The organism is Rhizobium sp. GR12, from assembly GCF_036596185.1.
In the GTDB taxonomy this organism is placed as follows: Bacteria; Pseudomonadota; Alphaproteobacteria; order Rhizobiales; family Rhizobiaceae; genus Agrobacterium; species Agrobacterium nepotum.
The window spans coordinates 152,904-178,393 of sequence record NZ_JASXTH010000008.1 but is presented as its reverse complement, the minus strand read 5'-3'; the positions used below and the strand labels follow the sequence as shown (position 1 = coordinate 178,393).

25 protein-coding genes are annotated in these 25,490 nt (G+C 60.2%); 17 read left to right on the top strand and 8 right to left on the bottom strand.

Annotated elements, in window-relative coordinates:
• Positions 1-131 precede the first annotated feature (131 nt).
• Positions 132-1,130, bottom strand: coding sequence for a LysR family transcriptional regulator (locus QSK43_RS15745; protein WP_332304218.1), 999 nt, complete (start codon positions 1,128-1,130; stop codon positions 132-134).
• Between the two features lie 327 nt (positions 1,131-1,457).
• Between QSK43_RS15745 and QSK43_RS15740 the strand changes: the two genes are divergently transcribed.
• From QSK43_RS15740 to queE, 11 genes are all read left to right on the top strand, one after another.
• Complete coding sequence (locus tag QSK43_RS15740) at positions 1,458-3,887, top strand: glucose/quinate/shikimate family membrane-bound PQQ-dependent dehydrogenase (RefSeq protein WP_332304217.1); 2,430 nt, start codon at positions 1,458-1,460, stop codon at positions 3,885-3,887.
• A gap of 271 nt (positions 3,888-4,158) precedes the next feature.
• Positions 4,159-5,589 carry a mannose-1-phosphate guanylyltransferase/mannose-6-phosphate isomerase gene (locus tag QSK43_RS15735; protein ID WP_332304216.1) on the top strand — a complete coding sequence of 477 codons (1,431 nt, stop codon included), beginning with the start codon at positions 4,159-4,161 and terminating at the stop codon, positions 5,587-5,589.
• A 322-nt stretch (positions 5,590-5,911) separates the two neighbouring features.
• Positions 5,912-7,144 (top strand): ABC transporter substrate-binding protein, encoded by a 1,233-nt coding sequence (locus tag QSK43_RS15730; protein ID WP_332304215.1) that lies wholly within the window; start codon positions 5,912-5,914, stop codon positions 7,142-7,144.
• A 141-nt stretch (positions 7,145-7,285) separates the two neighbouring features.
• Positions 7,286-8,188 (top strand): carbohydrate ABC transporter permease, encoded by a 903-nt coding sequence (locus QSK43_RS15725; protein ID WP_332304214.1) that lies wholly within the window; start codon positions 7,286-7,288, stop codon positions 8,186-8,188.
• Positions 8,181-9,122, top strand: a complete 942-nt coding sequence (locus tag QSK43_RS15720; RefSeq protein WP_332304213.1) for a carbohydrate ABC transporter permease — start codon at positions 8,181-8,183, stop codon at positions 9,120-9,122. The genes QSK43_RS15725 and QSK43_RS15720 overlap by 8 nt, the downstream gene beginning before the upstream one ends.
• A 5-nt stretch (positions 9,123-9,127) precedes the next feature.
• Positions 9,128-10,216 (top strand): ABC transporter ATP-binding protein, encoded by a 1,089-nt coding sequence (locus QSK43_RS15715; RefSeq protein ID WP_332304212.1) that lies wholly within the window; start codon positions 9,128-9,130, stop codon positions 10,214-10,216.
• Positions 10,217-10,275: 59 nt separating this feature from the next.
• Entirely contained in the window at positions 10,276-11,040 is a 765-nt protein-coding gene (locus QSK43_RS15710) for a sugar phosphate isomerase/epimerase family protein (protein WP_332304211.1), read from the top strand.
• Positions 11,041-11,063: 23 nt separating this feature from the next.
• Complete coding sequence (locus QSK43_RS15705) at positions 11,064-12,197, top strand: Gfo/Idh/MocA family protein (protein WP_045017880.1); 1,134 nt, start codon at positions 11,064-11,066, stop codon at positions 12,195-12,197.
• A 170-nt stretch (positions 12,198-12,367) separates the two neighbouring features.
• Complete coding sequence (gene queC / locus QSK43_RS15700; protein ID WP_332304210.1) at positions 12,368-13,078, top strand: 7-cyano-7-deazaguanine synthase QueC; 711 nt, start codon at positions 12,368-12,370, stop codon at positions 13,076-13,078.
• Positions 13,078-13,434: a 6-carboxytetrahydropterin synthase QueD gene (gene queD / locus QSK43_RS15695; RefSeq protein WP_332304209.1), complete on the top strand. Its 357-nt coding sequence runs from the start codon at positions 13,078-13,080 to the stop codon at positions 13,432-13,434. The genes queC and queD overlap by 1 nt, the downstream gene beginning before the upstream one ends.
• A complete protein-coding gene (queE, locus tag QSK43_RS15690) occupies positions 13,431-14,186 on the top strand; it encodes a 7-carboxy-7-deazaguanine synthase QueE (RefSeq protein WP_332304208.1) in 756 nt (251 codons plus the stop codon). Before queD ends, queE begins: the two co-directional genes overlap by 4 nt.
• Positions 14,187-14,351: 165 nt before the next feature.
• Here queE and QSK43_RS15685 read toward each other — a convergent pair whose 3' ends face one another.
• From QSK43_RS15685 to QSK43_RS15660, 6 genes are all read right to left on the bottom strand, one after another.
• On the bottom strand, positions 14,352-15,401 hold the full coding sequence (locus QSK43_RS15685) for a Gfo/Idh/MocA family protein (RefSeq protein WP_332304207.1): 1,050 nt from the start codon (positions 15,399-15,401) through the stop codon (positions 14,352-14,354).
• Between the two features lie 6 nt (positions 15,402-15,407).
• Positions 15,408-16,193, bottom strand: coding sequence for a ThuA domain-containing protein (locus QSK43_RS15680; protein ID WP_332304206.1), 786 nt, complete (start codon positions 16,191-16,193; stop codon positions 15,408-15,410).
• A 56-nt stretch (positions 16,194-16,249) separates the two neighbouring features.
• On the bottom strand, positions 16,250-17,278 hold the full coding sequence (locus tag QSK43_RS15675) for an ABC transporter ATP-binding protein (RefSeq protein WP_332304205.1): 1,029 nt from the start codon (positions 17,276-17,278) through the stop codon (positions 16,250-16,252).
• Between the two features lie 11 nt (positions 17,279-17,289).
• Entirely contained in the window at positions 17,290-18,123 is an 834-nt protein-coding gene (locus tag QSK43_RS15670) for a carbohydrate ABC transporter permease (RefSeq protein WP_045017731.1), read from the bottom strand.
• Positions 18,120-19,094 (bottom strand): carbohydrate ABC transporter permease, encoded by a 975-nt coding sequence (locus QSK43_RS15665; RefSeq protein WP_332304204.1) that lies wholly within the window; start codon positions 19,092-19,094, stop codon positions 18,120-18,122. The genes QSK43_RS15670 and QSK43_RS15665 overlap by 4 nt, the downstream gene beginning before the upstream one ends.
• A gap of 64 nt (positions 19,095-19,158) precedes the next feature.
• On the bottom strand, positions 19,159-20,424 hold the full coding sequence (locus QSK43_RS15660; RefSeq protein WP_332304203.1) for an ABC transporter substrate-binding protein: 1,266 nt from the start codon (positions 20,422-20,424) through the stop codon (positions 19,159-19,161).
• Between the two features lie 267 nt (positions 20,425-20,691).
• On the opposite strand from QSK43_RS15660, the gene QSK43_RS15655 reads away from it, so the two are divergent.
• The 3 genes from QSK43_RS15655 to QSK43_RS15645 all read left to right on the top strand — a co-directional run bounded on the left by QSK43_RS15655 (position 20,692) and on the right by QSK43_RS15645 (position 22,466).
• Positions 20,692-21,705, top strand: coding sequence for a substrate-binding domain-containing protein (locus tag QSK43_RS15655; RefSeq protein ID WP_045017737.1), 1,014 nt, complete (start codon positions 20,692-20,694; stop codon positions 21,703-21,705).
• A 174-nt stretch (positions 21,706-21,879) separates the two neighbouring features.
• Complete coding sequence (locus QSK43_RS15650; RefSeq protein ID WP_045017739.1) at positions 21,880-22,077, top strand: hypothetical protein; 198 nt, start codon at positions 21,880-21,882, stop codon at positions 22,075-22,077.
• A 230-nt stretch (positions 22,078-22,307) separates the two neighbouring features.
• A complete protein-coding gene (locus QSK43_RS15645) occupies positions 22,308-22,466 on the top strand; it encodes a hypothetical protein (protein WP_332304202.1) in 159 nt (52 codons plus the stop codon).
• A 3-nt stretch (positions 22,467-22,469) separates the two neighbouring features.
• On the opposite strand, the gene QSK43_RS15640 is transcribed toward QSK43_RS15645, so the two are convergent.
• The gene (locus tag QSK43_RS15640; RefSeq protein ID WP_332304201.1) at positions 22,470-23,045 is read right to left on the bottom strand and encodes a DNA-3-methyladenine glycosylase; all 576 of its coding nucleotides are present in this window, start codon (positions 23,043-23,045) and stop codon (positions 22,470-22,472) included.
• A 68-nt stretch (positions 23,046-23,113) separates the two neighbouring features.
• Between QSK43_RS15640 and QSK43_RS15635 the strand changes: the two genes are divergently transcribed.
• The 3 genes from QSK43_RS15635 to QSK43_RS15625 all read left to right on the top strand — a co-directional run bounded on the left by QSK43_RS15635 (position 23,114) and on the right by QSK43_RS15625 (position 25,490).
• Positions 23,114-23,497: a hypothetical protein gene (locus QSK43_RS15635; protein WP_332304200.1), complete on the top strand. Its 384-nt coding sequence runs from the start codon at positions 23,114-23,116 to the stop codon at positions 23,495-23,497.
• The gene (locus tag QSK43_RS15630) at positions 23,494-24,279 is read left to right on the top strand and encodes an SDR family oxidoreductase (protein ID WP_332304199.1); all 786 of its coding nucleotides are present in this window, start codon (positions 23,494-23,496) and stop codon (positions 24,277-24,279) included. Before QSK43_RS15635 ends, QSK43_RS15630 begins: the two co-directional genes overlap by 4 nt.
• A gap of 155 nt (positions 24,280-24,434) precedes the next feature.
• Positions 24,435-25,490, top strand: coding sequence for a murein L,D-transpeptidase family protein (locus QSK43_RS15625; protein WP_332304198.1), 1,056 nt, complete (start codon positions 24,435-24,437; stop codon positions 25,488-25,490).

Genomic DNA, 25,490 nt, shown 5'->3' with positions numbered 1-25,490 from the left:
GGCTGTGCGTGCTTTCCTGTCGATAAACGTGTAAAAATATCCGCCGTTGTTATTGTATTTTTCGCGCGCCTGCCAAGCTTTGAATGTTGTTCAGTGCAGCAAATTTAGCTGTTGCGAAATTTGCGGACGATTCAATCGATTAAGTCGTATTGTTCGAATTGCGGACCGGCGCTGTAGGCCTGCTGCGCCATATTTACGAAGGCCTCTACGTGAAGGGCAAGCTGACCCCGCCGGACGACCAGTACGCAATCCGACCAGGGATCGGCGCTGTCCAGCGGCACACCAGTGACGCCTCTGATGGAGCGCGCCGTGTTTTCCGGCAGAATGGAAATTCCCGCACCCGCTGCCACAAGGGCAAGGATGGTATTGACGTTGGCGATGCGCATAGCGATTTGCGGTTCGCAGCCTGCATCCTCAAACAGCGAGAGCGCGCTGCTGCTGAGGCCGAGGCCGATCTCGTCTACCGGCAGCAGCAGTTTTTCCTGCGCAATATCGCTAATCGAAAGTCTGTCGCGGGACGCAAGCGGATGCTGTTCCGGCAGGGCGATGCATAGTTTCGCGCGATCGAAGGGCTTAGCCCTCAGCCCTTGCGGCAACTGGGGCAGGGGTGCGCGAATGAAGGCCACGTCGGTCTTGCGCGTCGCCACCTGCTCGATCAACTGTTCCATCGTCATGCCGGGCAGAAGTTCAAGCGTGATCTCCCTATGGTCGCTTCCATAACGGGTGATCAGCGCCGGCAATTTGTGTTCCGCCATCACGCTGGTGCCGAAGCCGATACGCAGCGTGCCGAGCTGGCCTCGCCTGATCTGGTGCGCTTTTTCCAGCGCGCCCCTGGTGCGGGCAAGGATTTCCTCCGCATCGAGCAGCATCGACTGGCCCGCTGGCGTGAGTTCCACGCCGCGACTGATGCGGTGAAAGAGCTTGAAGCCCAGGTTTTCCTCCAGTTGCCGGATACGCTGGGTAACGGCAGGCTGGGCGATGCCGAGCTGCAAGGCGGCGGCACGAAAATTTCTGGCCCTTGCGGCTTCCACGAAGATTGTAAGTTGTCGAATATCCATCGGCGGGCAGGTCTTTTTCGGCGAGGTTACATGGTATAAGTATAGCTTATCAAATTTGCCTGTCTTGAGCATTGTCATCTTGTCGCAGGCGACGTTATACCACGCCCAAGGTCTCGGTTCTCTGGCGTCAACAAGCGATGCTGGCAGTCTCCGGGCCGGGGAGGATTTATTCGAGCGTCTAATCTGCCGTCCACCGGGCCGGCGGAAACCTGCAGTGAATGGGTCAAAATGACAGTCACCACGGAAGTCTTCCCCAGCATTGTTCCCCGTTCATCCGCGCCGCCTTCATCGCATCTTCGCTCAGCCGCAAGTGCGGCGGACTGTCCCGGTCTTGCCGGACATTGAACGATCATCGGGCGTCAGCCTTCGCGGCGGCTCTCCTAACCGGATATTTAATTCATGAGTAAACCAGCAACCTCATCGTCGCTTCCAGCCAGATTATGGCTGTTGGTGCTCGGCGCCGTCATCATTGCCGCGGGCCTGTTCTTCGCCATCGGCGGCGGGAAGCTCGCAGCACTCGGCGGCAGCCTTTATTTCGTCGTGGCGGGTATCGCGCTGATCGTCTCCGGCCTGCTCATCGTATTGCGCAAGCCCGCTGGCGCGCTGCTGTTCGGCCTTGTTTTCATCGCGAGCGGTGTCTGGGCATTCTGGGAAGCCGGATTGCACTTCTGGCCGCTCATCTCCCGCCTGCTGGCATTGGGTGTGGGCGCCACGGTGGTTGCGCTTTCCTATCCGCTGCTGCGCCGCGCGGCTGGCAAAACGCCGGCTTACGGCACCTCCTTTGCCCTGGCCGCCGTTTTGGCCATCGCGTCCGCTGCCGGTTTTGCCGGCATGTTCGTGCCGCATCCGACCGTCGCGTTTAATGGTGAGGTCGCTGCGCTGACGCCGGTGACGCCGGAAACGGAGCAGAAGAACTGGGAGCATTACGGCAATACGGCAGGCGGTAGCCGCTTTGTCGCGCTTGACGGGATCAACCGGGACAACGTCAAGAACCTTGAGGTCGCATGGACCTATCGCACCGGCGATACCCCGATCAGCCCCGGCGCGAACGGTGCGGAAGATCAGGAGACGCCGCTGCAGGTGGGCGACACCGTGTTTGTGTGCACGCCGCACAACAATGTCATCGCTCTCGACGCCGATACCGGTGCACAGAAGTGGAAGACCGAAATCAACGCGAAATCCAGCGTCTGGATGCGTTGCCGTGGTCTTGCCTATTTCGATGCCAAGGCGCCGCTGAAGCAGCCGACAGCGCCGGGCTCGACACCTGTCACGCCAGCGGTCGTTGCCGACGGCGCGCTTTGCCAGCGCCGCATTCTGATGAACACCATCAACGCTGAACTCATCGCACTCGATGCCGACACCGGCGCATTTTGCCCGGATTTCGGCACCAACGGCCGCGTCGATCTGAAGATTGGTCTCGGTGATGCGCCGGATCCGCAATATGTGCTGACATCGGCACCGACGCTCGCAGGCACCACCGTCGTCGTTGGCGGACGTATCGCCGACAACGTGCAGGTGGACATGCCTGGCGGCGTGATGCGCGGTTTTGACGTGGTGACGGGTGAGCTTCGCTGGGCTTTCGATCCCGGCAACCCCGAGATCACCGGACTGCCGCCTGCAGGCCAGACCTATACCCGCTCTACGCCGAACGTCTGGGCGTCCATGTCCTATGACCCGGAGCTGAATGCGGTCTTCATGCCGGTCGGCAGCCCTTCGGTCGATCTTTATGGCGCGACGCGCACGCCGCTCGACCACAAATACGGCGCTTCCATGCTGGCGCTCGATGCCACGACCGGCCGTGAAAAATGGGTCTACCAGACGGTTCACAACGACCTCTGGGACTTCGACGTGCCGATGCAGCCGAGCTTCGTCGATTTCCCGAAGGCGGGCGGAACGACCGTTCCAGCTCTGGTCTTCGGTACCAAGGCCGGGCAGATTTATGTGCTGGACCGCGCGACGGGTCAGCCGTTGACGAAGGTGGAAGACGTTCCGGTCAAGGCCGGCAATATTCCGAACGAGCCTTATTCGCCCACCCAGCCGCGTTCGGTTGGCATGCCTGAAATCGGCGCGCAGACCCTGACCGAGGCCGATATGTGGGGCGCCACCCCGTTCGACCAGCTTTTGTGCCGTATCGCCTTCAAGGGCATGCGTTATGAGGGCCTTTATACCGCGCCGGGAACGGATCTCTCCCTGGCCTTCCCGGGTTCGCTCGGCGGCATGAACTGGGGCGGTCTTTCGACCGATCCGACCACCAACACCATCTTCGTCAACGACATGCGCCTCGGCCTGTGGATCGAGATGAAGGAAGCCGCTCCGACCAAGGCGGTGGCCAGCGGTGGCGAAAGCGTCAACACCGGCATGGGCGTGGTTCCCATGAAGGGCACGCCCTATGCGGTGAACAAGAACCGTTTCTTGTCGGCTCTCGGCATTCCCTGCCAGGCTCCGCCCTATGGCACGATGACCGCCATCGACATGAAGACGCAGCAGATCAAATGGCAGGTGCCGGTCGGCACTGTCGAGGATACGGGTCCGCTCGGCATCAAGATGGGCCTGCCTATCCCAATCGGAATGCCGACGCTCAGCGGCACGCTTGCCACGCAGGGCGGTCTCGTCTTCATCGCCGGTACGCAGGACTATTATCTGCGCGCCTTCGACACGGCGACCGGCAAGGAAGTCTGGAAGGCCCACCTTCCGGTCGGCAGTCAGGGCGGTCCGATGAGCTACAAGTCTCCTAAGACTGGTAAGCAATATATCGTCATCTCGGCCGGCGGCGCACGCCAGTCTCCCGACCGTGGCGACTACGTGATCGCCTATGCGCTGCCCGACTGATCCTCACGGCTCATCATTCTGGAAACGCAACCCCGGGCCATTGGTCCGGGGTTTTTCTTTGCCGCGTAACTGATACCCGAGGGGAACTTCACCCTCCGCCTCGCGTTAGCAAAACGGTCTATCGGCGCACGGGTCCCGTATTCACCAAGCTTTCACACGGTGAACTTATGAGCTTGCGCTCGTCCGCCCGCAAACCGATGATGGCGGTATTGGCAAATATGTATATTGTCCGGCCCGCCGGAAATTTTTTAAAGTTGGAAAGGTTTTTGCTGTGAAGGAACAAACTCGAAAGATCACGCCGGTTCTTCTTGCAGGCGGGGCGGGATCGCGGCTTTGGCCGGTATCGCGCGATCAGTTGCCCAAGCAGTTCCAGCCGCTGGTCGGCAATCTTTCGACCTATCAGCAGACGCTCACACGCGTGGGCGACAAGACGCTTTATTCCGAACCGCTGGTGATCACCAACGAGGATTTCCGCTTCTTTGCCCGCCGTCAGGCGGAAGAGATCGACCTGCCGGCGACTGTGGTGCTGGAACCCGCCCGCCGCGACAGCGCCGCCGCCATGGCCGCCGCCGCCGTGCTGGCCGAACGCCGGGAGCCGGGATGTCTGGTGCTGGCGCTGGCCGCCGACCATGTTGTTCTGGATGCGGACAAGTTCTCCGACGCCGTGAAGCTTGGCGCGAAAGCCGCCGATCAGGGCAATATCGTGGTCTTCGGTCTGGTGCCCACAGAGCCGCGCACTTCCTATGGCTATATCAAGCCGGGCGAGGCGATCGATGGCGAGGCAGACCTCAGCATCGTTGAAGCCTTCGTGGAAAAGCCAGATGTGAAAACGGCGATCTCCTATCTGGAAAAAGGCTATCTCTGGAACTCCGGCAACTTCCTGTTCCGCTCCGACGTGATGATCGCCGAACTGAAGGCATTCGCGCCGGAGATTCTCGCGGCAGTGACGCAGTCGGTCGAACAATATGAAAGCGACCTTGGCTTCGTGCGCCTGCATCAGGCAAGCTTCGAGGCCTCGCCGAAAAACTCCATCGACTATGCGGTGATCGAGAAGACGAAACGCATGGCTGTGGTGCACGGCCATTTCCGCTGGTCGGATATCGGCAGCTGGGACGCGATCTGGGAGATCGCCGACAAGCAGGGCAACGACAATGCGCTGGAGGGCGAGGGCGTCTTCATCGATTCCGAGGGTTGCCTGATCCATTCGACGCAATTGCTGACGACGGTGGTGGGTGCGAAGGACCTGGTGGTGGTGGCTACCAAGGATGCGGTTCTGGTGGTCCCGAAAAACCGGGTGCAGGATGTAAAAGGGCTGGTGGAGACGCTGAAGGACGGCGAACATGCACCGCGGACGCAAGCGCACAGGCGTGTCTATCGCCCCTGGGGTTACATCGAACATATGTATGTGGACGAGCGCTATCGCGTGGGCCACATCACGGTCGATCCCGGCCATCGCATCTCGTTCCAGAAACATTATCACCGCTCCGAACACTGGATCATCGTCAAGGGAACGGCGTCGGTGACGATCGGCGAGGAAACCCGACTGCTGACCGAAAACCAGTCGGTTTACATCCCCATTGGCCAGCCGCACCGGCTTGCCAATGAGGGGCAGATCACGCTCGAACTGGTGGAAATCCAGACCGGCGCCTATATCGGCGAGGACGACGTCATCCGCATCGAGGACGATTATAAGAGACACTAGGATCGTTGCCCGCGCCGGAGCGGCATTTTATCCCGGCCGGTGAGGCCGGGATCATAGATCCATAGCATCTCTGTCACTACGCCGGATCAGGAGAACAGCGCCGCATTGCCTGTGGGTTACGTGTAACCGACCTCTTCGCGCCATTCGGCTTTTCCCAATCCCCCACCTTCTTTTCTTGGTAAAAAGCCAGTCGCCCGTCCCGTTTTGCGACCGTCCAAAACGCCTTGGGGAGCGATGGCGAGATTCATTGTCCTAGGCGGTTGCCTAATCAAAAATCTTCGCTTACGTTCCAACTGCAACGTTTCAGTGAGGGAGGAGACTCATGCGAATGCGCGTTATTTCTGCGGCCTTTTTGGCCAGTGTCATGATTCCGGCAGGTATCGCCGGGGCTACTGATCTTGAAGTTACTCATTGGTGGACATCGGGCGGCGAAGCCGCGGCCGTTGCCGAACTCGCCAAGGCTTTCGATGCCACCGGCAACAAATGGGTGGACGGCGCTATTGCCGGCTCGGGCGGCACCGCCCGCCCGATCATGATCAGCCGTATCACCGGCGGCGACCCGATGGGCGCTACCCAGTTCAACCATGGCCGACAGGCGGAAGAGCTGGTGCAGGCCGGCCTGATGCGCGACCTGAGCGACGTTGCCGAAAAGGGCAAGTGGAAAGAGGTCATCAAACCGGCAAGCCTGCTCGACAGCTGCACCATCGACGGCAAGATCTATTGCGCCCCGGTCAACATCCATTCCTGGCAATGGCTGTGGCTTTCCAACGAAGCTTTCAAGAAGGCGGGTATCGAGGTTCCGAAGAACTGGACCGAGTTCGTCGCCGCAGCACCGGCTCTGAAAAAGGCAGGCATCCAGCCGCTCGCGCTTGGCGGTCAGGCCTGGCAGGCCAACGGTCTGTTCGACACGCTGACGCTGTCGATCGGCGGTAAGGACCTCTATCAGAAAGTCTATGGCGACAAGGATGACGAAGTGGCGGCCGGTCCCGACATGGCGAAGATTTTCGTAGCTGCCGTCGCGGCCCGCGACATGGCCAAGGGTACGAATGTTCAGGACTGGAACCAGGCCACCAACATGGTCATCACCGGCAAGGCCGGCGGCCAGATCATGGGTGACTGGGCGCAGGGCGAGTTCCAGCTTGCAAAACAGAAGGCCGGTACGGATTACACCTGCCTGCCGGGACTCGGCCTCAACGACTACATCACCACCGGCGGCGACGCCTTCTATTTCCCGGTTCTGAAGGACGAGGCGAAAACCAAGGCGCAGGACATACTGGCCGCGACCATCGTCGACCCGAAGACGCAGGTCGCTTTCAACCTGAAGAAAGGCTCGCTGCCGATCCGCGGCGACGTCGACCTCAATGCGGCCAATGACTGCATGAAGAAGGGTCTGGAAATTCTGGCCAAGGGTAATGCGCTGACCAGCACGGACCAGCTGATTTCCGCCGATACCCAGAAGCAGAAAGAAGACCTGATGGCGGAGTTTTTCGCCGGCGCGATGACTGCTGAAGATGCGCAAAAGCGCTTCGTTGACCTCATCGGTTCGGCTGACTGACCGCAACCTCTTGTGCGGCGGGTGGCGCATCCATCCGCCGTAAGCTCCCTGCGGGACGCGTAAACACGCAATCCGGAGGATTGGGCGAGGCCTTCGTGGCCTTGCCTGGCTATCAACGGTAACGTTACAGGAGGGTCATCCATGGCGGGTCAAGCGCGCTCCGGCCGCCCCAACCAACTTTTTCGCAATCTCAATTCGAAGATTGCATCCATTCCCATGATCTTGACCGCCGTTGTGATTTTTCTCGGCGGAACGGTCTGGACGGTGATTTACTCATTCACCAATTCCAAGCTTCTGCCGCGTGCGAGCTTCATCGGTTTCGACCAATATGAACGGCTGTGGGCTGCGCCGCGCTGGATCATTTCCATCCAGAATCTGGCGATCTACGGCATACTGTCGCTGATTTTCAGCCTTTTCATCGGCTTCGTGCTGGCGGCGCTGATGGACCAGAAGATCCGCTTCGAAAACACCTTTCGCACCATCTTTCTTTATCCCTTTGCTTTGTCGTTCATCGTGACAGGCCTTGTCTGGCAATGGCTGCTGAACCCGGAATTCGGCATCCAGTCCGTGGTTCGCTCGATGGGATGGGAAAGCTTCACCTTCGATCCGCTTTATAATTCGCAGATCGTCATCTACGGCATCCTGATCGCGGCGCTCTGGCAGGGTACGGGGCTCGTGATGTGCCTGATGCTGGCCGGTCTTCGCGGTATCGACGAGGACATCTGGAAGGCGACACGCGTCGATGGCATCCCGATGTGGAAAACCTATATCCTCATCATCATTCCCATGATGCGGCCGGTCTTCATCACCACGCTCGTCATCATCGCCAGCGGCATCGTCAAGGTCTACGATCTGGTGGTGGCGCAGACCAGCGGCGGGCCGGGCATCGCGTCCGAAGTGCCGGCGAAATATGTCTATGACTACATGTTTCAGGCGCAGAACCTGGGGCAGGGCTTCGCCGCCTCGACCATGATGCTTCTGACCGTCGCCATCATCGTCATCCCATGGGCTTACCTCGAATTTGGAGGCAAGAAGCGTGGCTAATATCAGCACATTGAACACGGTCGCTGCCGCAACCGATGCGGTTGCCGGTGAGCTTTCCGGCCCGCGCGGCAAGAAGCCGAGAAAAACCTTTTCCCGGCGCAACATCATTCTTTACGGCACGCTGTTTGTCGCCGCCGCCTATTACCTGCTGCCGCTTTACGTGATGGTCGTCACCTCACTGAAGGGCATGCCGGAAATCCGGCTCGGCAACATCTTCGCGCCGCCGGTGGAAATCACTTTCGAGCCTTGGGTGAAAGCCTGGGCGAATGCCTGCACCGGACTGAATTGCGACGGGCTTTCACGCGGGTTCTGGAACTCGGTGCGCATTCTCGTGCCTTCGGTCGTCATCTCGATCATCGTCGCTTCCGTCAGCGGTTACGCCATCGCGAACTGGAAATTCAAGGGTTCGGAACTGTTCTTCTCGATCCTCATCATCGGCGCCTTCATCCCCTATCAGGTGATGATCTATCCGATCGTCATCGTGCTGCGCGAAATGGGCGTTTATGGCACTCTGACCGGCCTCGTCATCGTGCACACCATCTTCGGCATGCCGATCCTGACGCTGTTGTTCCGCAACTATTTCGCTTCGTTGCCGGAGGAACTGTTCAAGGCGGCGCGCATCGACGGCGCCAATTTCTGGCAGATTTATTTCCGCATCATGCTGCCCATGTCACTGCCGATCTTCGTTGTGGCGATGATCCTGCAGGTTACCGGCATCTGGAACGACTTCCTGTTCGGCGTGGTGTTCACGCGGCCGGAATATTACCCGATGACCGTGCAGCTCAATAACATCGTCAACTCCGTGCAGGGCGTGAAAGAATACAACGTCAACATGGCCGCAACCCTTCTGACCGGGGCCGTGCCGCTGATCGTTTATTTCGTTTCCGGCAGGCTTTTCGTCCGCGGCATCGCCGCAGGCGCAGTAAAAGGTTGAGTTATATGAACAAAAGCGTTTCCATTCGCGATCTTTCCCTGTCCTTTGGCGCGGTGACCGTGCTCAAAGACCTCAATCTCGACATTTACGACGGCGAGTTCCTCGTGCTGCTCGGCTCTTCCGGCTGCGGCAAGTCGACGCTTCTCAATTGCATCGCCGGGCTTCTGGAGCCGACGGACGGGCAAATCTTCATCAAGGAGCGCAACGTCACCTGGGAGGAGCCCAAGGATCGCGGCATCGGCATGGTGTTCCAGTCCTATGCGCTTTATCCGCAGATGACAGTCGAGAAGAATCTGTCCTTCGGCCTTCAGGTCGCCAAGGTGCCGAAAGAGGAAATTGACCGGCGCGTCAAAAGAGCGGCCGGCATATTGCAGATCGAGCCTCTCTTGAAACGCAAGCCCGCCGAGCTTTCCGGCGGCCAGCGCCAGCGCGTGGCAATCGGCCGGGCGCTGGTGCGTGACGTGGATGTGTTCCTGTTCGACGAGCCGCTATCCAACCTCGACGCCAAGCTGCGCTCGGAACTGCGTGTCGAGATCAAGAGGCTGCACCAGGCGCTGAAAAACACGATGATCTACGTGACGCACGACCAGATCGAGGCGCTGACGCTGGCAGACCGCATCGCGATCATGAAAAGCGGCGTTATCCAGCAGCTGGCCGATCCCGTCACCATCTACAACAAGCCAAGGAACCTATTCGTCGCCGGCTTCATCGGTTCGCCCTCGATGAATTTCCTGCGTGGCGAATTGATCGAGAAGGACGGCAAGGTGGTCTTCACCACCAATGGCGTCAGTTTCTCGCTTGATGGCTATCAGCCGGAGACGCCGCTCGTTGCCGGCCGCGCCGTGGTTCTGGGCGTTCGCCCCGAACATGTGCGCGTCGATGCCGACATTGTCGGCGGCGAGGTGCATGAGGCGATCGTCGATATCGAGGAGCCGATGGGCGCCGACAATCTGATCTGGCTGAAACATGCCGGCCACACCCTCTCGGTGCGCGTTGGCGGCCACAGGCGGTTTTCGCCTGGCACCAAAGTTCGCCTCGGCCTCGACCTGACAATGGCCTCGCTGTTCGACGCGCAGAGCGAAGAGCGGCTTTAGAAAGGCCCCGTTTTTAACCCCACACCATCCCAAGCCCCCACATCTCTATGGAGGAGATAATGACAGAACTCGGTTTCCAGCTTTACAGCGCCCGTAATTTCCAGCCTTTTTCTAATATTTTGAAGAAGCTGTCGGCGGCGGGTTACAAACAGGTCGAAGGTTACGGGGTCATGTACGCCTCGCTTGATGATGCCGGGCTGAACAGCCTGCGCGCCGAACTTGACGCCAACGGTCTTGCCATGCCGACCGGCCATTTCGGCCTCGACCTTCTGGAGGGCGATCCGAAAAAAGCCCTGAACATCGCCAGGGTTCTGGGCGTGGAGGCAATCTATTGCCCTTACCTGATGCCCGACCAGCGCCCTTCGGATGCGGCCGGATGGTTCGCTTTCGGCAAGCGTCTGCAGGAGGCGGGCAAGCCCTTCGTGGATGCCGGGCTGACTTTCGGCTGGCATAACCACGATTTCGAGTTCAAGGTGCTCCCCGACGGCTCCACCCCGCAGGAGCAGATTTTTGCCGGCGGACCGGACCTGAAATGGGAAGCGGATATCGCCTGGATTATCAGAGGCAATGCTGATCCGCTCGCGTGGATCGAAAGCTACGGCAGGCGCATTACCGCCGTGCACGTCAAGGATATCGCACCATCAGGCGAACATGCGGATGAGGACGGCTGGGCGGATGTCGGCCACGGCACCGTGGACTGGAAGGGCCTTATCGCCGCACTGAAGACAAAATCCGCCACGAAACATTTCGTGGTTGAGCACGACAATCCCAAGGACATCGATCGGCTGATTACCCGCTCGATTGCATCTTTCAAAACCTATTGAGTTCAATCTCCGGAGTTTTCATCATGCAAAGGGAACTTGGCGTCGGCATCATCGGATGCGGCAACATCTCGTCTGCTTACTTTTCGCTGGCGCCGCTCTTCAAGGGCATCAAGGTGCTGGCCTGCGCCGACCTCAACCGCAATGCCGCGGAACTGAGGGCGGAAGAATTCGGCGTTACCGCGCAGTCCATCGAGGAACTGCTTGCCAACAAGGACGTAGACGTGGTGGTGAACCTCACCATTCCCGCCGCGCATTTCCCGGTGTCGAAAGCGGCGCTGGAGGCGGGCAAACACGTCTATTCGGAAAAGCCGCTGGTGCTTTCGCTGGAAGAGGGCGAAGAACTGCGGCGCATCGCCCGCGAAAAGAACCTCTCCGTCGGCTGCGCGCCAGATACCTTCCTTGGCGGCGCGCACCAGCTCGCCCGGCAATATATCGATGAGGGCAAGATCGGCCGCATCACCTCCGGCACATGCCACGTGATGAGCCCCGGCATGGAGATGTGGCACCCCAATCCGGGCTTCTTCTTCCTGAAGGGTGGCGGGCCGATCCTCGACCTTGGCCCCTACTACGTCGCCAACCTCATCAACCTCATCGGCCCGGTCAAGCGCGTTGGCGCACTGACATCAATGGCGAACCCCACCCGCACGGTGACCAGCCAACCGCTGAACGGTGAGGTTATTCCGGTCGAAACGCCGACCAACATCCACGCGCTGCTGGAATTCGTGAACGGTGCGACGATCACGCTTTCGGCGAGCTGGGACGTGTGGTCGCACCGCCACGCCAATATGGAGCTTTACGGCACCGAAGGCTCCGTCTACGTGCCGGATCCCAACTTCTTCGGTGGTGTAGTGGAGGCGAGTGGACGCGACAAGAATATCCAGCCGCTTGAAGACTGGGCGCACCCTTTCGGCATCGCTAATCAGGAAAGCCCGAACGGCCCGCGTGCCAATTACCGCACTGCTGGCCTTGCCGATATGGCGATTGCCATTCTGGAAGGCCGCGATGCCCGCTGCTCGCTGGATCGCTCCCTGCACGGCATCGACGTCATGACCTCGATCCTCAAATCCGGGGAAGAAGGCCGCTTCATCGAGATGACCACGACCTGCACCCAGCCGGCCGCACTTGGCATCGAGGAAGCGCAGGCGTTGCTGCGCTAAGGGGCGACCGATCAGACAAGCGGCGGAGGCGACTCCGCCGTTTTTTGTTTTCAGCGACGACGGCGCATCATCGCTCTCATCTTAAAGCCCTTCACAATCCCTTCGCTTTGGTTTAAAGCCGCGCCGTATCCGGTCGCAGCCCACCCGGTCAAAACAAGGGACCCCAAATTATGAAAACCATCGTCATCTGCTCCGGCGGATTGGACTCCGTTTCGCTTGCGCATAAAATCGCGGCGGAACATGAACTTCTCGCTCTCGTTTCCTTCGATTATGGCCAGCGCCACAAGAAGGAGCTGGATTTTGCCGCCGATTGCGCAAGGCGTCTCGGCGTGCCGCATCATGTCATCGATATCCGCACCATCGGCGCGCATCTCACCGGCTCGGCGCTGACGGACGACATTGCGGTGCCGGACGGGCATTATGCGGAAGAGACCATGCGCTCCACCGTGGTGCCGAACCGCAACGCCATCATGCTCACCATCGCCTTCGGTCTGGCCGCCGCGCAACAGGCGGATGCGGTGGCGATCGCCGTGCATGGCGGCGACCATTTCATCTATCCCGATTGTCGGCCGGGCTTCATCGATAGCTTCAATGCTATGCAGGCGCATGCGCTCGAAGGTTACGCCAACGTCACGCTTTTCGCGCCCTATGTCACCGTCTCCAAGGCGGCGATTGTCACCGACGGCGTGAAATACGGTACGCCCTTCGGCGAAACATGGTCCTGCTACAAGGGGGGCCTGCGCCATTGCGGCCGCTGCGGCACCTGCGTGGAACGGCGTGAGGCCTTTCATCTCGCTGGCGTCACCGACCCGACCGACTACGAGGACCCCGATTTCTGGGTGGCCGCCACCCATGCCTATGCGGCGCAGGAGGTGCGCTGATGTTTCGCATCACCAAGGAGTTCCATTTCTCCGCCTCTCACCAGCTGAAAAGCCTGCCTGCCGACCACCAGTGCGCCCGTCTGCACGGGCATAATTACATCGTCGAGGTTGAACTATCAGGCGGCGAGCTGAACGAGCACGGTTTCGTGCGCGACTATCACGAGCTTGCACCGCTCAAACACTATATCGATGATCATTTCGACCATCGCCACCTGAACGACGTTCTCGGCCATGACCGGGTGACGGCTGAATGTCTGGCGAAGCACTTCTACGATTGGTGCAAGACGAGCCTGCCCGAAACCAGCGCCGTGCGGGTGAGCGAAACGGCCAAGACCTGGGCGGAATACCGGCCATGACGGCGGCTGCACGGAAGGTTGCAGCGAGGGAAACGGCGATCCGCATCAGCGAAATCTTCGGCCCGACCATTCAGGGCGAAGGGCCGCTGATCGGCGTTCCGACCGTTTTCGTGCGCACCGGCGGCTGCGATTATCGCTGCTCCTGGTGCGATACGTTGCATGCCGTTGATAGCGCGTATCGCGAGACATGGTTGCCTATGTCGGTCCAGGCCATCTGGCAGGAGGTGCGGCGGCTCTCCGGCGGCGTGCCGCTGACGGTCTCACTGTCAGGCGGCAATCCGGCCATCCAGCCGCTCGGGGCTCTGATCGTAAAGGGGCATGGCGAGGGTTATCGCTTCGCGCTGGAAACGCAGGGCAGCATCGCAAAAGACTGGTTTGCCGATCTTGACCATCTGGTGCTCAGCCCCAAACCACCGTCGAGCGGTATGGAAACGGACTGGCAGGCCTTCGCAGACTGTCTCACCGCCGCCGGCGACGGACCGCAGGTGGCACTGAAGATCGTGGTCTTCGATGATGCGGATTATGCCTATGCCAAAGCGGCGTCGGCGCGTTTCCCGCATTTGCCCGTTTACCTCCAGCCCGGCAACCACACGCCGCCACCGCCGGATGACGACGACGCGCGCGTGGATATCGACGGGGTCATGGACCGCATGTTGTGGCTGGTGGACAAGGCGAACGAAGACCGCTGGTTTTCGGCCCGTGTATTGCCGCAGCTGCATGTGCTGTTGTGGGGGAACAAGCGGGGGGTGTGAGTTACAGGTGTTCGGTACGCCATACGCCGTCATCCTCGCCCTTGAGGCGAGGATCCACTCGCGGCTGAGGACGTGGGTCCTCGGGTCGAGCCCGAGGATGACGCCGAGTTTGGAGACGCGTTTATCGGCCTCCAAAGCGGCGGCTAACGCCGCCGCCCCTTAGCATCAGACCGAAACGGCCACTTCGCGCCGCTCGCGATCCGCGATGATCGAGAGATCGAGCACCTTCTGCAAGTTTGCCGCGTGGCGGAAGTCTGGGTCGGCGACGCCGCCTTCCATGACGGCCTTGGCGAATTTTTCGTAATTCGTCGGCACCGGATCGACATCGATCGTCTTCCAGATTGCCTTCTCCACATCCTCGCCAACGCAGGTGCGCAGGCTGGAATAATCCGGCGTGTGGATGACTTCCAGCGCGCCCTTGTCGCCATGGATGCGCAGGCGAAGTTCGTTGAGGTGGCCCGTCGCCCAGCGGCTGGCGTGAATGACGCCCATGGCGCCGTTTTCCAGTTCGGCGGTCATGGTGAAGCTGTCATTGGCATCGAGATCGTAGGCGCCGATCTTGTTGCCCTCATATTTGTCGAAGGTCTTCAGCCGCGTGAAGATGCGCTCCACATCGCTGCCGGCGCCATAGGAGGCGAAGTCCAGAATGTGGATGCCGACATCACCCAGAACGCCGTTTGAGCCGTGCTTGGTGGAAAGCCGCCACAGCCACTTGCTTTCCGTCATCCAGTCGCCCCAGGCCTTGGAAACGAGCCAGCTCTGGAGATAGGAGGCTTCGAGATGGCGCACCTTGCCGATCTTGCCAGCCAGCACCATTTCACGTGCCGCCTGCAAGGGGGCGACATTGCGATAGGTGAGGTTGACCATGGCGACCAGGCCCGCTTTTTCGGCGGCATCTGCCATTTCGGCGGCTTTGGCGTAATTCTCCGCCAGCGGCTTTTCGCAGAAAACATGTTTACCCGCCGCCAGCAATTTCAGGCTGGTGGGGTGGTGAATGGCATCCGGCGTGACATTCGCCGCCGCGTCGAATTCGCCCCAGGCAATCGCGTCGTCCAGCGAGGTGAAGGAGAGCGGAATGTTGTGGCGCAGCGCAAAGCCCCGCACCACCACATCGTCCACATCCACCGCCGCCACCAGTTCGACGCCGGGGATTTGCGAGAAATATGTGGCATGGTTGTTGGCCATGCCGCCAGTTCCGAGAATGAGAAGTCTCATGGATTTTTACCTGTAACCTGCTTCGCCTGCCTTGTGCAGCTTGGGACCGCGTTCTTCGATCGGCTCCAGCGCCTTGTCGACGGGAACATTGGGAGCAGCGTGGATGCTCGTCAGTGCGCCGGCCGGATTATAGGCCCATTTCACCGAGTTGCTGATGACCTTTTGCACATTGGCGTCGTGATAGGTCGGATAGGTTTCGTGGCCGGGGCGGAAATAGAAGATATTGCCCGCGCCACGACGCCAGGTGAGACCGGAACGGAAGACTTCGCCGCCCTGGAACCAGGAGATGAAGACGGTTTCCAGCGGCTCCGGCACGGAGAACTGCTCACCATACATCTCCTCGTTTTCCAGCTCGAAATGCTCGGGCAGGCCGGCTGCGATCGGGTGGCGCGGATTGATCGTCCACAGACGCTCGCGTTCACCGGCCTCGCGCCATTTCAGGGCGCAGGGGGTGCCCATCAACCGCTTGAACGGCTTGGAGAAGTGGCCGGAATGCAGGACGATGAGGCCCATGCCTTCCCATACGCGCTTGGCGACACGCTCGACGATCTCATCCTCTACCGCGCCGTGGTCCTTGTGACCCCACCAGACCAGAACGTCGGTCTTGTCCAGACGCTCCTGCGAAAGTCCGTGTTCCGGCTCCTGAAGCGTGGCGGTGGTGGCGTTGATTTCCGGGTTCTGGTTCAGCGCATCGGCAATGGTGTTGTGCATGCCATCAGGATAGATCGAACGCACCGTCTCATTGATGTGTTCGTGGATATTCTCGCCCCATACAACGGTGTTGATGGTCATTTTCATGCTCCTTGGTGAAAGCCGGAAACTTGGGTGATCCGGCGAAAGTTGACTGTTCAGGCAGCGCCGCGCACGGGATTTCGGGCGAGCGCCTGGCCTTCCTTATCGAAACGGTGAATTTGCTCCGTGTCCGGCACGAGGACGATGTTTTCTCCCGGCTTGCGGTCGGTCACACCTTCCTCGCGGACGACGACAGGTTCGCCTGCGCCGATCTCGACATAGATGTAGCTGTCCGATCCCAGCATTTCCGAATGGATGATTTCGCCGTTCCACCCGGCCTCACCGGCAGCGATGGAAAGGTGTTCGGGGCGGATGCCGATGGTGGCGGCGCCTTCCGTCTCGGCATATTTGCCTGAGAGGAAGTTCATCTTCGGCGAGCCGATGAAGCCGGCGACGAAGGTGTTAACAGGGCTTTCGTAAAGCTCCAGCGGCGTGCCGATCTGCTCGACACGGCCGTCGCGCAACACGCAGATACGGTCGGCGAGCGTCATAGCCTCCACCTGGTCATGGGTGACGTAGATCATCGTCGTGTCGTGCATCGAGCGGTGCAGCTTGGCGATTTCGAGACGGGTGGCGACGCGCAGCGCCGCATCGAGGTTGGACAGGGGTTCGTCGAACAGGAACACCTTGGGATCACGCACGATGGCGCGGCCGATGGCGACGCGCTGGCGCTGGCCGCCGGAAAGCTGCTTCGGCAGGCGTTCCAGATAGGGCGTGAGCTGCAGCATTTCGGCGGCAGCCTCCACGCGTTTGCGGCGTTGTTCCTTGTCCGCGCCTGACAGTTTCATGCCGAAGGCCATGTTCTCGAACACGGTCATATGCGGATAAAGCGCGTAGGACTGGAAGACCATGGCGACGCCACGTTTGGCGGGCGGCAGGCGGTTGACGGCCTCTCCATCAAAGGAAAGCGTTCCGCCGGTGATTTCCTCCAGCCCGCAGATGAGGCGCAGAAGCGTGGACTTGCCGCAGCCGGAAGGGCCGACGAAGACCATGAATTCGCCGGAGCGTATATCCATGTCGATGCCCTTGATGACATCGAAGGCGCCGAAGGATTTGCGAAGATCGCGCAGTTGAATGGTGGTCATTTTAATTTCTCCTAGCCTTTGACGCCGCCGGCGGTGAGGCCGGAAATGATGCGTCGCTGGAAGATCAGAACGAGGACGACGAGCGGGGCGGTGACGATGACGGATGCCGCCATGATCGTTCCCCAGGGGATTTCGAACTGCGAACCGCCCGACAGAAGTGCGATGGCGACCGGCACCGTGCGCTGTTCGTTCGATGAGGTGAAGGTGAGCGCGAAGAGGAACTCGTTCCAGGCCGCGATGAAGGCGAGAAGCCCTGTCGTGACCAGTGCCGGCCACATCAGCGGCATGAAGACCTGGGTTATGATGACCCATGGCGTCGCGCCGTCGACGATCGCCGCTTCCTCGATTTCAATCGGCAGGTCGCGCATGAAGGTGGTCAGCACCCAGACCGTGAAGGGCAGGGTGAAGATCATGTAGGAAAAGATCAGCGCCAAGGGCGTGTTGAAGATGCCCGCCCAGCGGATGAGTTCGAACAGGCCGGCGAGAACGGCGATCTGCGGGAACATCGAAACCGACAGGATGGTGAGCAGAAGCAGCGAACGGCCCCGGAAGCGAACGCGAGCCAATGCATAGGATGCGGTTACCGCAAGGAACAGCGACAGCACGACGACTGAAGATGCAACGAATAGCGAGTTGCCGAGATTGCGCAGGAAAGTGCCATTGCCGATGACGAAAGTGTAGTTGGTCAGCGAGAAGTCACGGGGCCAGTAGTTGACCTGGAACAGTGCCGAGCCGGATTTCAGGCTGGTCAGGATCGCATAGTAAAACGGGAATACGGATATCACCATGATGATGGCGACCAGCGCATAAAAGGCGGTGGTTTTCAGGATGCCTGGCAGGGTCATCGCGAAGCTCCATCAGTGTTGACGCGCCCGAGCCACATGTAAACGACTGTTATCGAGGCGATGATGAGGAACAGCATTGTGGAGGCGGCGGCGCCATAGGCGAACTTGTCGAAATCGAACAGGTTCTCGCGCGCCAGCACCGACATGGTGCGGGTCTGGGCGTTATTCGGCGTCAGAATATAGATGAGGTCGAAAACGCGCATCGCATCCAGCATGCGGAAGATGACGGCGACCATAAGTGCTGGCCGGATCATCGGCAGGGTGACCCGGAAGAACACCTTGACGGGGTGGATGCCATCGACTTTTGCAGCCTCATACATGTCCTTCGGCACCATTTGCAGACCGGCAAGGATGAGCAGCGCCATGAACGGCGTCGTCTTCCAGATATCGACGATCAGCACGGCGACCATCGCGGTGTCCGGATTGGCGGTCCAGGCGATCTTGTTGGAGATCAGGCCGAGATTGAGGAACAGGTCGTTCAATATGCCGAACTGGTCGTTCAGCATCCACGCCCACATCTGCGCCGAAACGATGGTGGGAATGGCCCACGGCACCAGAATGGCGGCGCGCACCAGACCGCGTCCCCTGAATTCGGCGTTCAGCACCAGTGCGACGATGAGACCGAGAACTGTTTCGAAACTGACCGAGAGGACGGTGAATTTCAGCGTGTTGAGAACCGCACCCCACCAGGCGGGATCGGCCAGCAGGCCGCGATAGATGGTGCGTCCGCTGCTGAGCGTGATCCAGGTAAGGTAGTTCTTGAGGCCGACGAATTGCGCGCCGTCGAGATTGGTCAGCGACGCGTCGGTGAGGCTGAACCAGACGGTGCGCACGAGCGGCCAGCCGGCCACCATCGCAAGCACCAGAAACGTCGGGGCAAGAAAAAGCCAGGCGGATTTCAGACGTTCCGACTGAAGGTCGGAGCCTGTGCCGGATGCCGCGACCGGTCTTTGAAGGGCGATGTCGTTCATGGGAATATCTCGCGGTTGGGGCGCGGGAAACGATCAGGCAAGACCGCTTCCCGCGCGAGCCGGATTACCAGCCGTTGCCTTTGAGATCGGTCAGTTCAACCTCGAGAAGTTCGAGATTTTCCGCAGCCGTACCGTTGCCGGAGAGCGTGTTGTGAACAGCGCCCCAGAACTTGGCCGAAACCTCGTTATATTTCACCTTGGCCGAGGCGGAGGGACGGGGAACGGCGGTCTCGAAAATCGGCTTCCATGTCGGCATGAAGGGCTGTGCAGCGGCCACATCCTTGTCGTCGTATAGCGAAGCGATGGTCGGCATGTTGGAGAGCTGAACGGCGCGCATCTTCTGGGTTTCCTTCGATGCGATGAACTTCACCAGCTGGATGGCCGCTTCCTGCTCGTCGGAATATTTCGAGACGGCAAGGTTCCAGCCGCCGAGTGTCGAAGCGGGGGCTTCACCCTCTGCGCCCGCCGGCAGTGGCGTTACGCCGAACTTGCCCTTGATCGCACTGTCGGCACCGTTTCCAAGCGCGTAGGCATAGGGCCAGTTGCGCATGAAGACGGAGTTGCCGGTCTGCCAGACGCCGCGCGCTTCCTCTTCCTTGTAAGCGAGCACACCCTGCGGTGCGATGGTGCCGACCCAGCCCTTGGCGGCTTCGATGGCCGCTGCGGCCTTCTCGTTATTGATGGAGATGTCGCCATTGCTTTCGACGATATGGCCGCCGCCGGCGGATGCGATCCATTCCAGCGCGTTGCAGGTCAGACCCTCATAGGCGCTGCCCTGGAAAACGAAGCCCCAGAGGTCCTTCTGGCCGGCTTCGCGCTCCTTGTCCTGAATTTCCTTGGCGGTCTCGCTCAGTTCCTTCCAGGTCTTCGGCGGCTGCTTGCCGTATTTTTCCAGAAGGTCCTTGCGGTAGAACAGGGCCGGTGCGTCGGTGAACATCGGCATGGCGACAAGCTTGCCGTCCACGGTCTGCGACGCCACGATGGAGGGAAAGTGGTCGCCGATGACATCCTTGGTCGCCTCGGTCAGATCCACGAATTGTTCGGCCAGCTGCGGCGCCCAGATCACGTCCGTCTGATAGACATCGACATCCTTGTTGCCGGCGGCAAGCCACAGCCGGTACTGGCTGAACTGCTCGCTGGACGACGACGGCATGGTGACCAGATTGACCTTATGGCCGGTCTCTTTTTCGAAGGCGGCTATCCGCTCGCGGAAGAACGCAACGTTCTTGCCGGTCGAATTGGCGGCGATGGAAAGCTCGGCTGCCTGCGCCGAAACTGCCGCAGAAAGTACGCTGCCGCACAGGAACAAAGTCTTCATGGAAATATTCATTGTCAAACTCCTCCGTTGACGCTTCCGATCATCCTCAAAATTGAAAGCGCTTTTGACTGATATGAGGCTCGCAAAAGCCAAGCAATCTGTCAATACTCTTTCTGATAGCGGGAAAATCGGGAGTTTTTGCATGCAATTTTCACGGTTTGCCTTTGGGAATGATGAACTGTAAGGTTTCAGGTGAGGAAAAATTGAAATCGTTTTCAATTTTTGTCGGCTTGAAAAATCTGCAGCGGCAACGCAAGCAAGGGCAAATTGGCAAAAAACATGAAGCTCAAGGAATTCGCAGAAAAGGTCGGGCTGTCGCCCACCACCGTCAGCCGCGCGCTGGGCGGCTATCCGGAGGTGCGCGAGGAAACGCGCCAGCGTGTGATGGATGCTGCGCTGAAATACGGCTACCGGCCCAACGCCAACGCCGTGCGTCTGGCAACCGGCAGGGCCGGCGCGATCGGGGTCGTCATGGGGCGGTCCGGCGGCGGGCATTTCTTTTCGGAATTCATGGGCGGCATGGCGACCCGGCTGGAAGGCGAAGAGACCGATATTCTCGTCAGCGTCACCGTCGATAACAATCTCGACGAGGAGCTGGCGATTTTCAGCCGGCTGGCATCAAGCGGCCGGGTGGACGGCATCATCGTGCATTCGCCGCGCCCGGCGGATGAGCGTATCGCGCTGCTGAACCGGCTGGGCGTGCCCTTCATCGTCCATGGCCGCTCGAAAACGGCGTTCGAGCATGCCTGGCTCGATATCGATAATCATGACGTGACTTACCGTCCCACCATCCATTTTCTGGAGCGCGGCCATCGCCGCATTGCCCTCATCAACGGCCCCGTCGGCCGCACCTTCGTGCAGGATCGCGAGCAGGGTTTTCGTGAAGCGCTGGCCACCCACGGCATCACGCCGGACCCGCGCTTCATGATGAGCGAGCATTTCAGCGAGGATGCGGCTTTCCGTTTCGCCCGCTCGCTGCTGGAGCAGACGCCGCGCCCGACAGCCTTCGTTGCGGGTGCGATGATGACTGCGCAGGGGGTATATCGCGCCGCAACACAATTGGGATTGACGATCGGCAGGGATGTGTCCGTCATCGCCCATGACGACGTGTTTCCTTACCTTACGCCGGAAAGCATGATGCCGCCGCTTTCCACCACCCGTTCGCCCATGCGTATGGCGGGCATGCGGGTGACGGACCTGCTTTTGCAGATCGTCGGCGGTCGTCCCGTCCGCGAGGTTCAGGAATTGTGGCCCGTGGAACTGATCCTGCGGGAATCGGTCGGTCCCGCCTGAGCTTGTCGTCATAGCTCACTGATTCCATTCCATTTTGTGAACGTCAATTGATTGCCGTTCGCCTTTCGTCGTCTATACGGCGGCGCCATCTCATGTATAATCGGGATTGTCACGGGCGTTTGGAACAGGACCCGGATCTGCGCGTTTAGGGGACGTGTTGAAGGAGGAGGACGGATGTTTGGATTCTTGAAACCGCAACAGCAGACTGTGATCGATGACGTGGAGGCAACCGGCACTTATGCCGATGCGCTGCTCAACGTGCCAAGCCCGGAACTGAACCGTTCCACCGCTCGCGAGCACGGTCACGAGGCCCACTCCCGCGACTATTGCGAAACCCGCGATATCTCCCGCAGCGCGCTCGGTTTTGCCTGAGCCATCGCAAAAGCTCTCCTGAAAATGGAACTGACCGGCGCTTCCCCGCGTTTTCCTGCACGACCCGCAGGGCGGCGCAAAGGACCGAAGGGACCTGACCGGCATTTGACCGGCGGGCAAATTTGACGCTGCGCCGCCTGAGTAGCGACGGCGCGATTGCGCTGTCCCAACAGATGAAAGCGCAGTCTCGGTCCGTGTAAGACAAAGAGCGTTTATGTCAGGAGGCCGCAATGTCGACCGTCCCCGTCGAACCTTATCCCGAACCGCCGATGCCGGTACCGCCGCAGCCTGAGATACCGCCGGTAAAGGAGCCGGAGCCCGACAGGTTGCCGGACGAGGTGCCGGTGCCCAATCCCGACGAAAACGACGAGCCGCCGAAGGTGTTATAGTTTTCAGACCTTTTCGAATTTCTTGCTGACGAAGGCCGAGCCTTCAAGCCCGAAACGCCACGGATAATCCTGCGCGCGGCTGATGCCGATGCGTCTGCCACTGGTGACGGCGGCGGCCTCCTTCGGCAGGCGGAGGAAAAACGGCGGACTGTCCAGCGGTGCCCCGTCCATCTCTCCGGTAATGGCCAGAGCCTGGCAAAGCCTGCCGGGGCCGGAGCATAGGAGTTTCAGCTTGTCTGTTCCCCGCCGCAGTTTCATCATGTCCATGCCGGTCAGGGGTTCGATGGCGCGCAGGAGCACCGCGGAGCCGGGGGCGCAGACGAAGTTGGCGCACCAGTGAATGCCATAGGACCGGTAGACATAAAGACGGCCGGCCGGGCCGAACATCGCTTTGTTGCGCGGGGTTTGCCCGTTGAAACTGTGCGATGCCGGGTCGTCCGGATGATAGGCTTCGGTTTCCACGATGATGCCGCCGGTATTGCCGATGCGGAATTCCGCGCCGATGAGGGCGCGGGCCACGTCCACCGCATCGCGCTGGAACAACCTCTCCTGCATTTCCGGGCCAAAGGCCTGATCCATCTGGAACCCCTTCCGCTCTGCCATCGTTGTGAATTCAGGATTTAGTGATCCAAACCGGAGGGCATGTCATGCAACTTTCTACGACCTATGTAAAACGGGATAACGGCGTCGTCTCCGTCGAATTCGTCGGCCGTGACGGCGAGCAGGTCTCGGTTCGCCTTGCCGACAGTCTGAAGGGGATCGACGACGCGGAAGCCATCAAACGCGCCAGCGCGATGATCGCACAGTTGACGGCATTCGGAACGCGTGTCATCGCGGATGCGCCCTCGCAACGCTCCGCTCTCGGAACGGCGCGGGACGAGGCCCCTCACGGGCAGGCCAGCGCCCGCACATCCAAGGACCGCGACATTCTGGAGGAGGAACTGGATGAAGGGCTGGAAGAAAGCTTTCCAGCCAGCGATCCGGTCTCGGCGGTCGGCACCTCGATCGCTTCCAGAAAAGGAGGGCTGTGACATTGGCTTACGGTAAGGTTGCCCTCATCACGGGCGCAGGTTCCGGCATCGGTCGGGCTGCTGCCCTCCATCTGGCTGCGGAAGGTTTTGCCGTCGGCCTTCTCGGTCGCACCGAATCCGAATTGAAGGTGGTCGAAAACGAGATTGCCGCCAAATCCGGCTCGTCGAAAACTCTCGTTGCCGACATAGCGGACGAAGCCGCCATGCACGACGCAATCGCGACGCTGGTGCAGGCGTTCGGCCGCCTGGATGTCGTGGTGGCCAATGCCGGCATCAACGGTGTCTGGGCGCCTATCGACGAGCTGAAGCCTTCCGAATGGGATGACACGATCCGCATCAACCTGCGCGGCACCTATCTCACCGTTCATGCCAGCGTGCCGTATCTGAAGGCGGCGGGCGGCGGCTCAATTGTCATTGTCTCTTCGATCAACGGCACGCGCACCTTCACCTCGCCGGGCGCTACCGCCTATTCCGTGACCAAGGCCGGGCAGCTCGCCATGGCCCAGCAACTGGCTCTGGAGCTTGGGCGTCATCGCATTCGTGTCAACGCGGTGTGTCCGGGGCAGATCGAAACAGCGATCGACGACAATACCGACATACGCGGGCGCGAAAAGACCGAGGTGCCGGTCAGTTTTCCGGCGGGCGACATTCCGGTCACAGGCGGCGAGGCGGGATCGAGCGACGATGTCGCCGCACTGATCGGTTTTCTCGCATCGGACCTTTCGCGTCATATAACCGGCACGCCGGTATGGATCGACGGCGGGCAGGGGCTGCTGCGGTAGCGGCGTGCCATCACAGGCTTGTGTGCCTATGATTAACCAAAGGGTAACGTCTGTTCACGAGACTTTGTCCAGGTGCGAGGTTGCCGCCATATGGCCACCTTCGTTAGGTAAGCGTCTGCCGGAATGGCGGGCAAATCAGGCGGGCTGAACGATCCATGGGCATGAAGGCATTGCTGGACTTCGCAGTTGCGGGGCTGCGGCACAGGGTAAAGGCAGGGGTGAGAATAGCTGCGGTCGTCGCGATCGGCGGCAGCCTTGCGGCGTGCACTTCCATGGGTCTCGACAGCGTCAAGAAAGACCCGCCGAAGCTGTCATCCAAGATGATGGCGCAGATGTCCGCCAGGAGCATGCGCCCGGAAAGCCCGGTTCTGGTGCGCATCTTCAAGCAGGAAAGTGAACTTGAGGTCTGGAAGATCGACAAGACCGGAAGTTACGCTCTGCTCAAGGCCTACCCGATGTGCCGCTGGTCCGGAAAACTTGGGCCGAAGATGAAGACGGGCGACCGCCAGGCGCCGGAAGGTTTTTATCATGTCTCCGCCAGCATGCTGAACCCCAATTCGCAATATTACGTCTCCTTCAATCTCGGTTATCCCAACCGGCTGGAATCGGCGCTCGGTTACACCGGCGAAGCGCTGATGGTGCACGGCGCCTGTTCGTCGTCGGGCTGCTACGCGATGACCGATCAACAGGTCGGCGAGATTTACGCCGTCGTCGCCCGCGCGCTGCAGGGTGGGCAGGACCGCTTTCAGGTGCAGGCCTATCCTTTCCGCATGAGCGCGCGGAACATGGTGGCGCATCGGGATGATCCCAACATGCCGTTCTGGCGTACGCTCAAGGAAGGCTACGACTATTTCGAGGTGACGCGCCGTCAGCCGAAGGTTTCGGTGTGCGGCCGGCGATATGTTTTCAACAGCGAATTTGCCGAAGGCGAACCCGCCGATCCGCTGGCGGCGTGCCCGCCGGCCATCAACCAGCAGGACCCGCTGGTGGCTTCGAAACTGGCCGAGGAGCAACAAAAATTTGCCGCCGCGATGAACGAGGGAACTTCCGCCCCCATCAGCGCGTATGTAGACGGCGGCATGCATCCGAGCTTCCGTGCCATTCTGAAATCCAGCGGTGCCAAGTCCATGGCATCGCAGGTTTCCGGCACGAAGTACCCTATCAGCCGCCCCGAGGCGGCGCTGGCAGATCCCTTTGCCAGTGCGAGATGA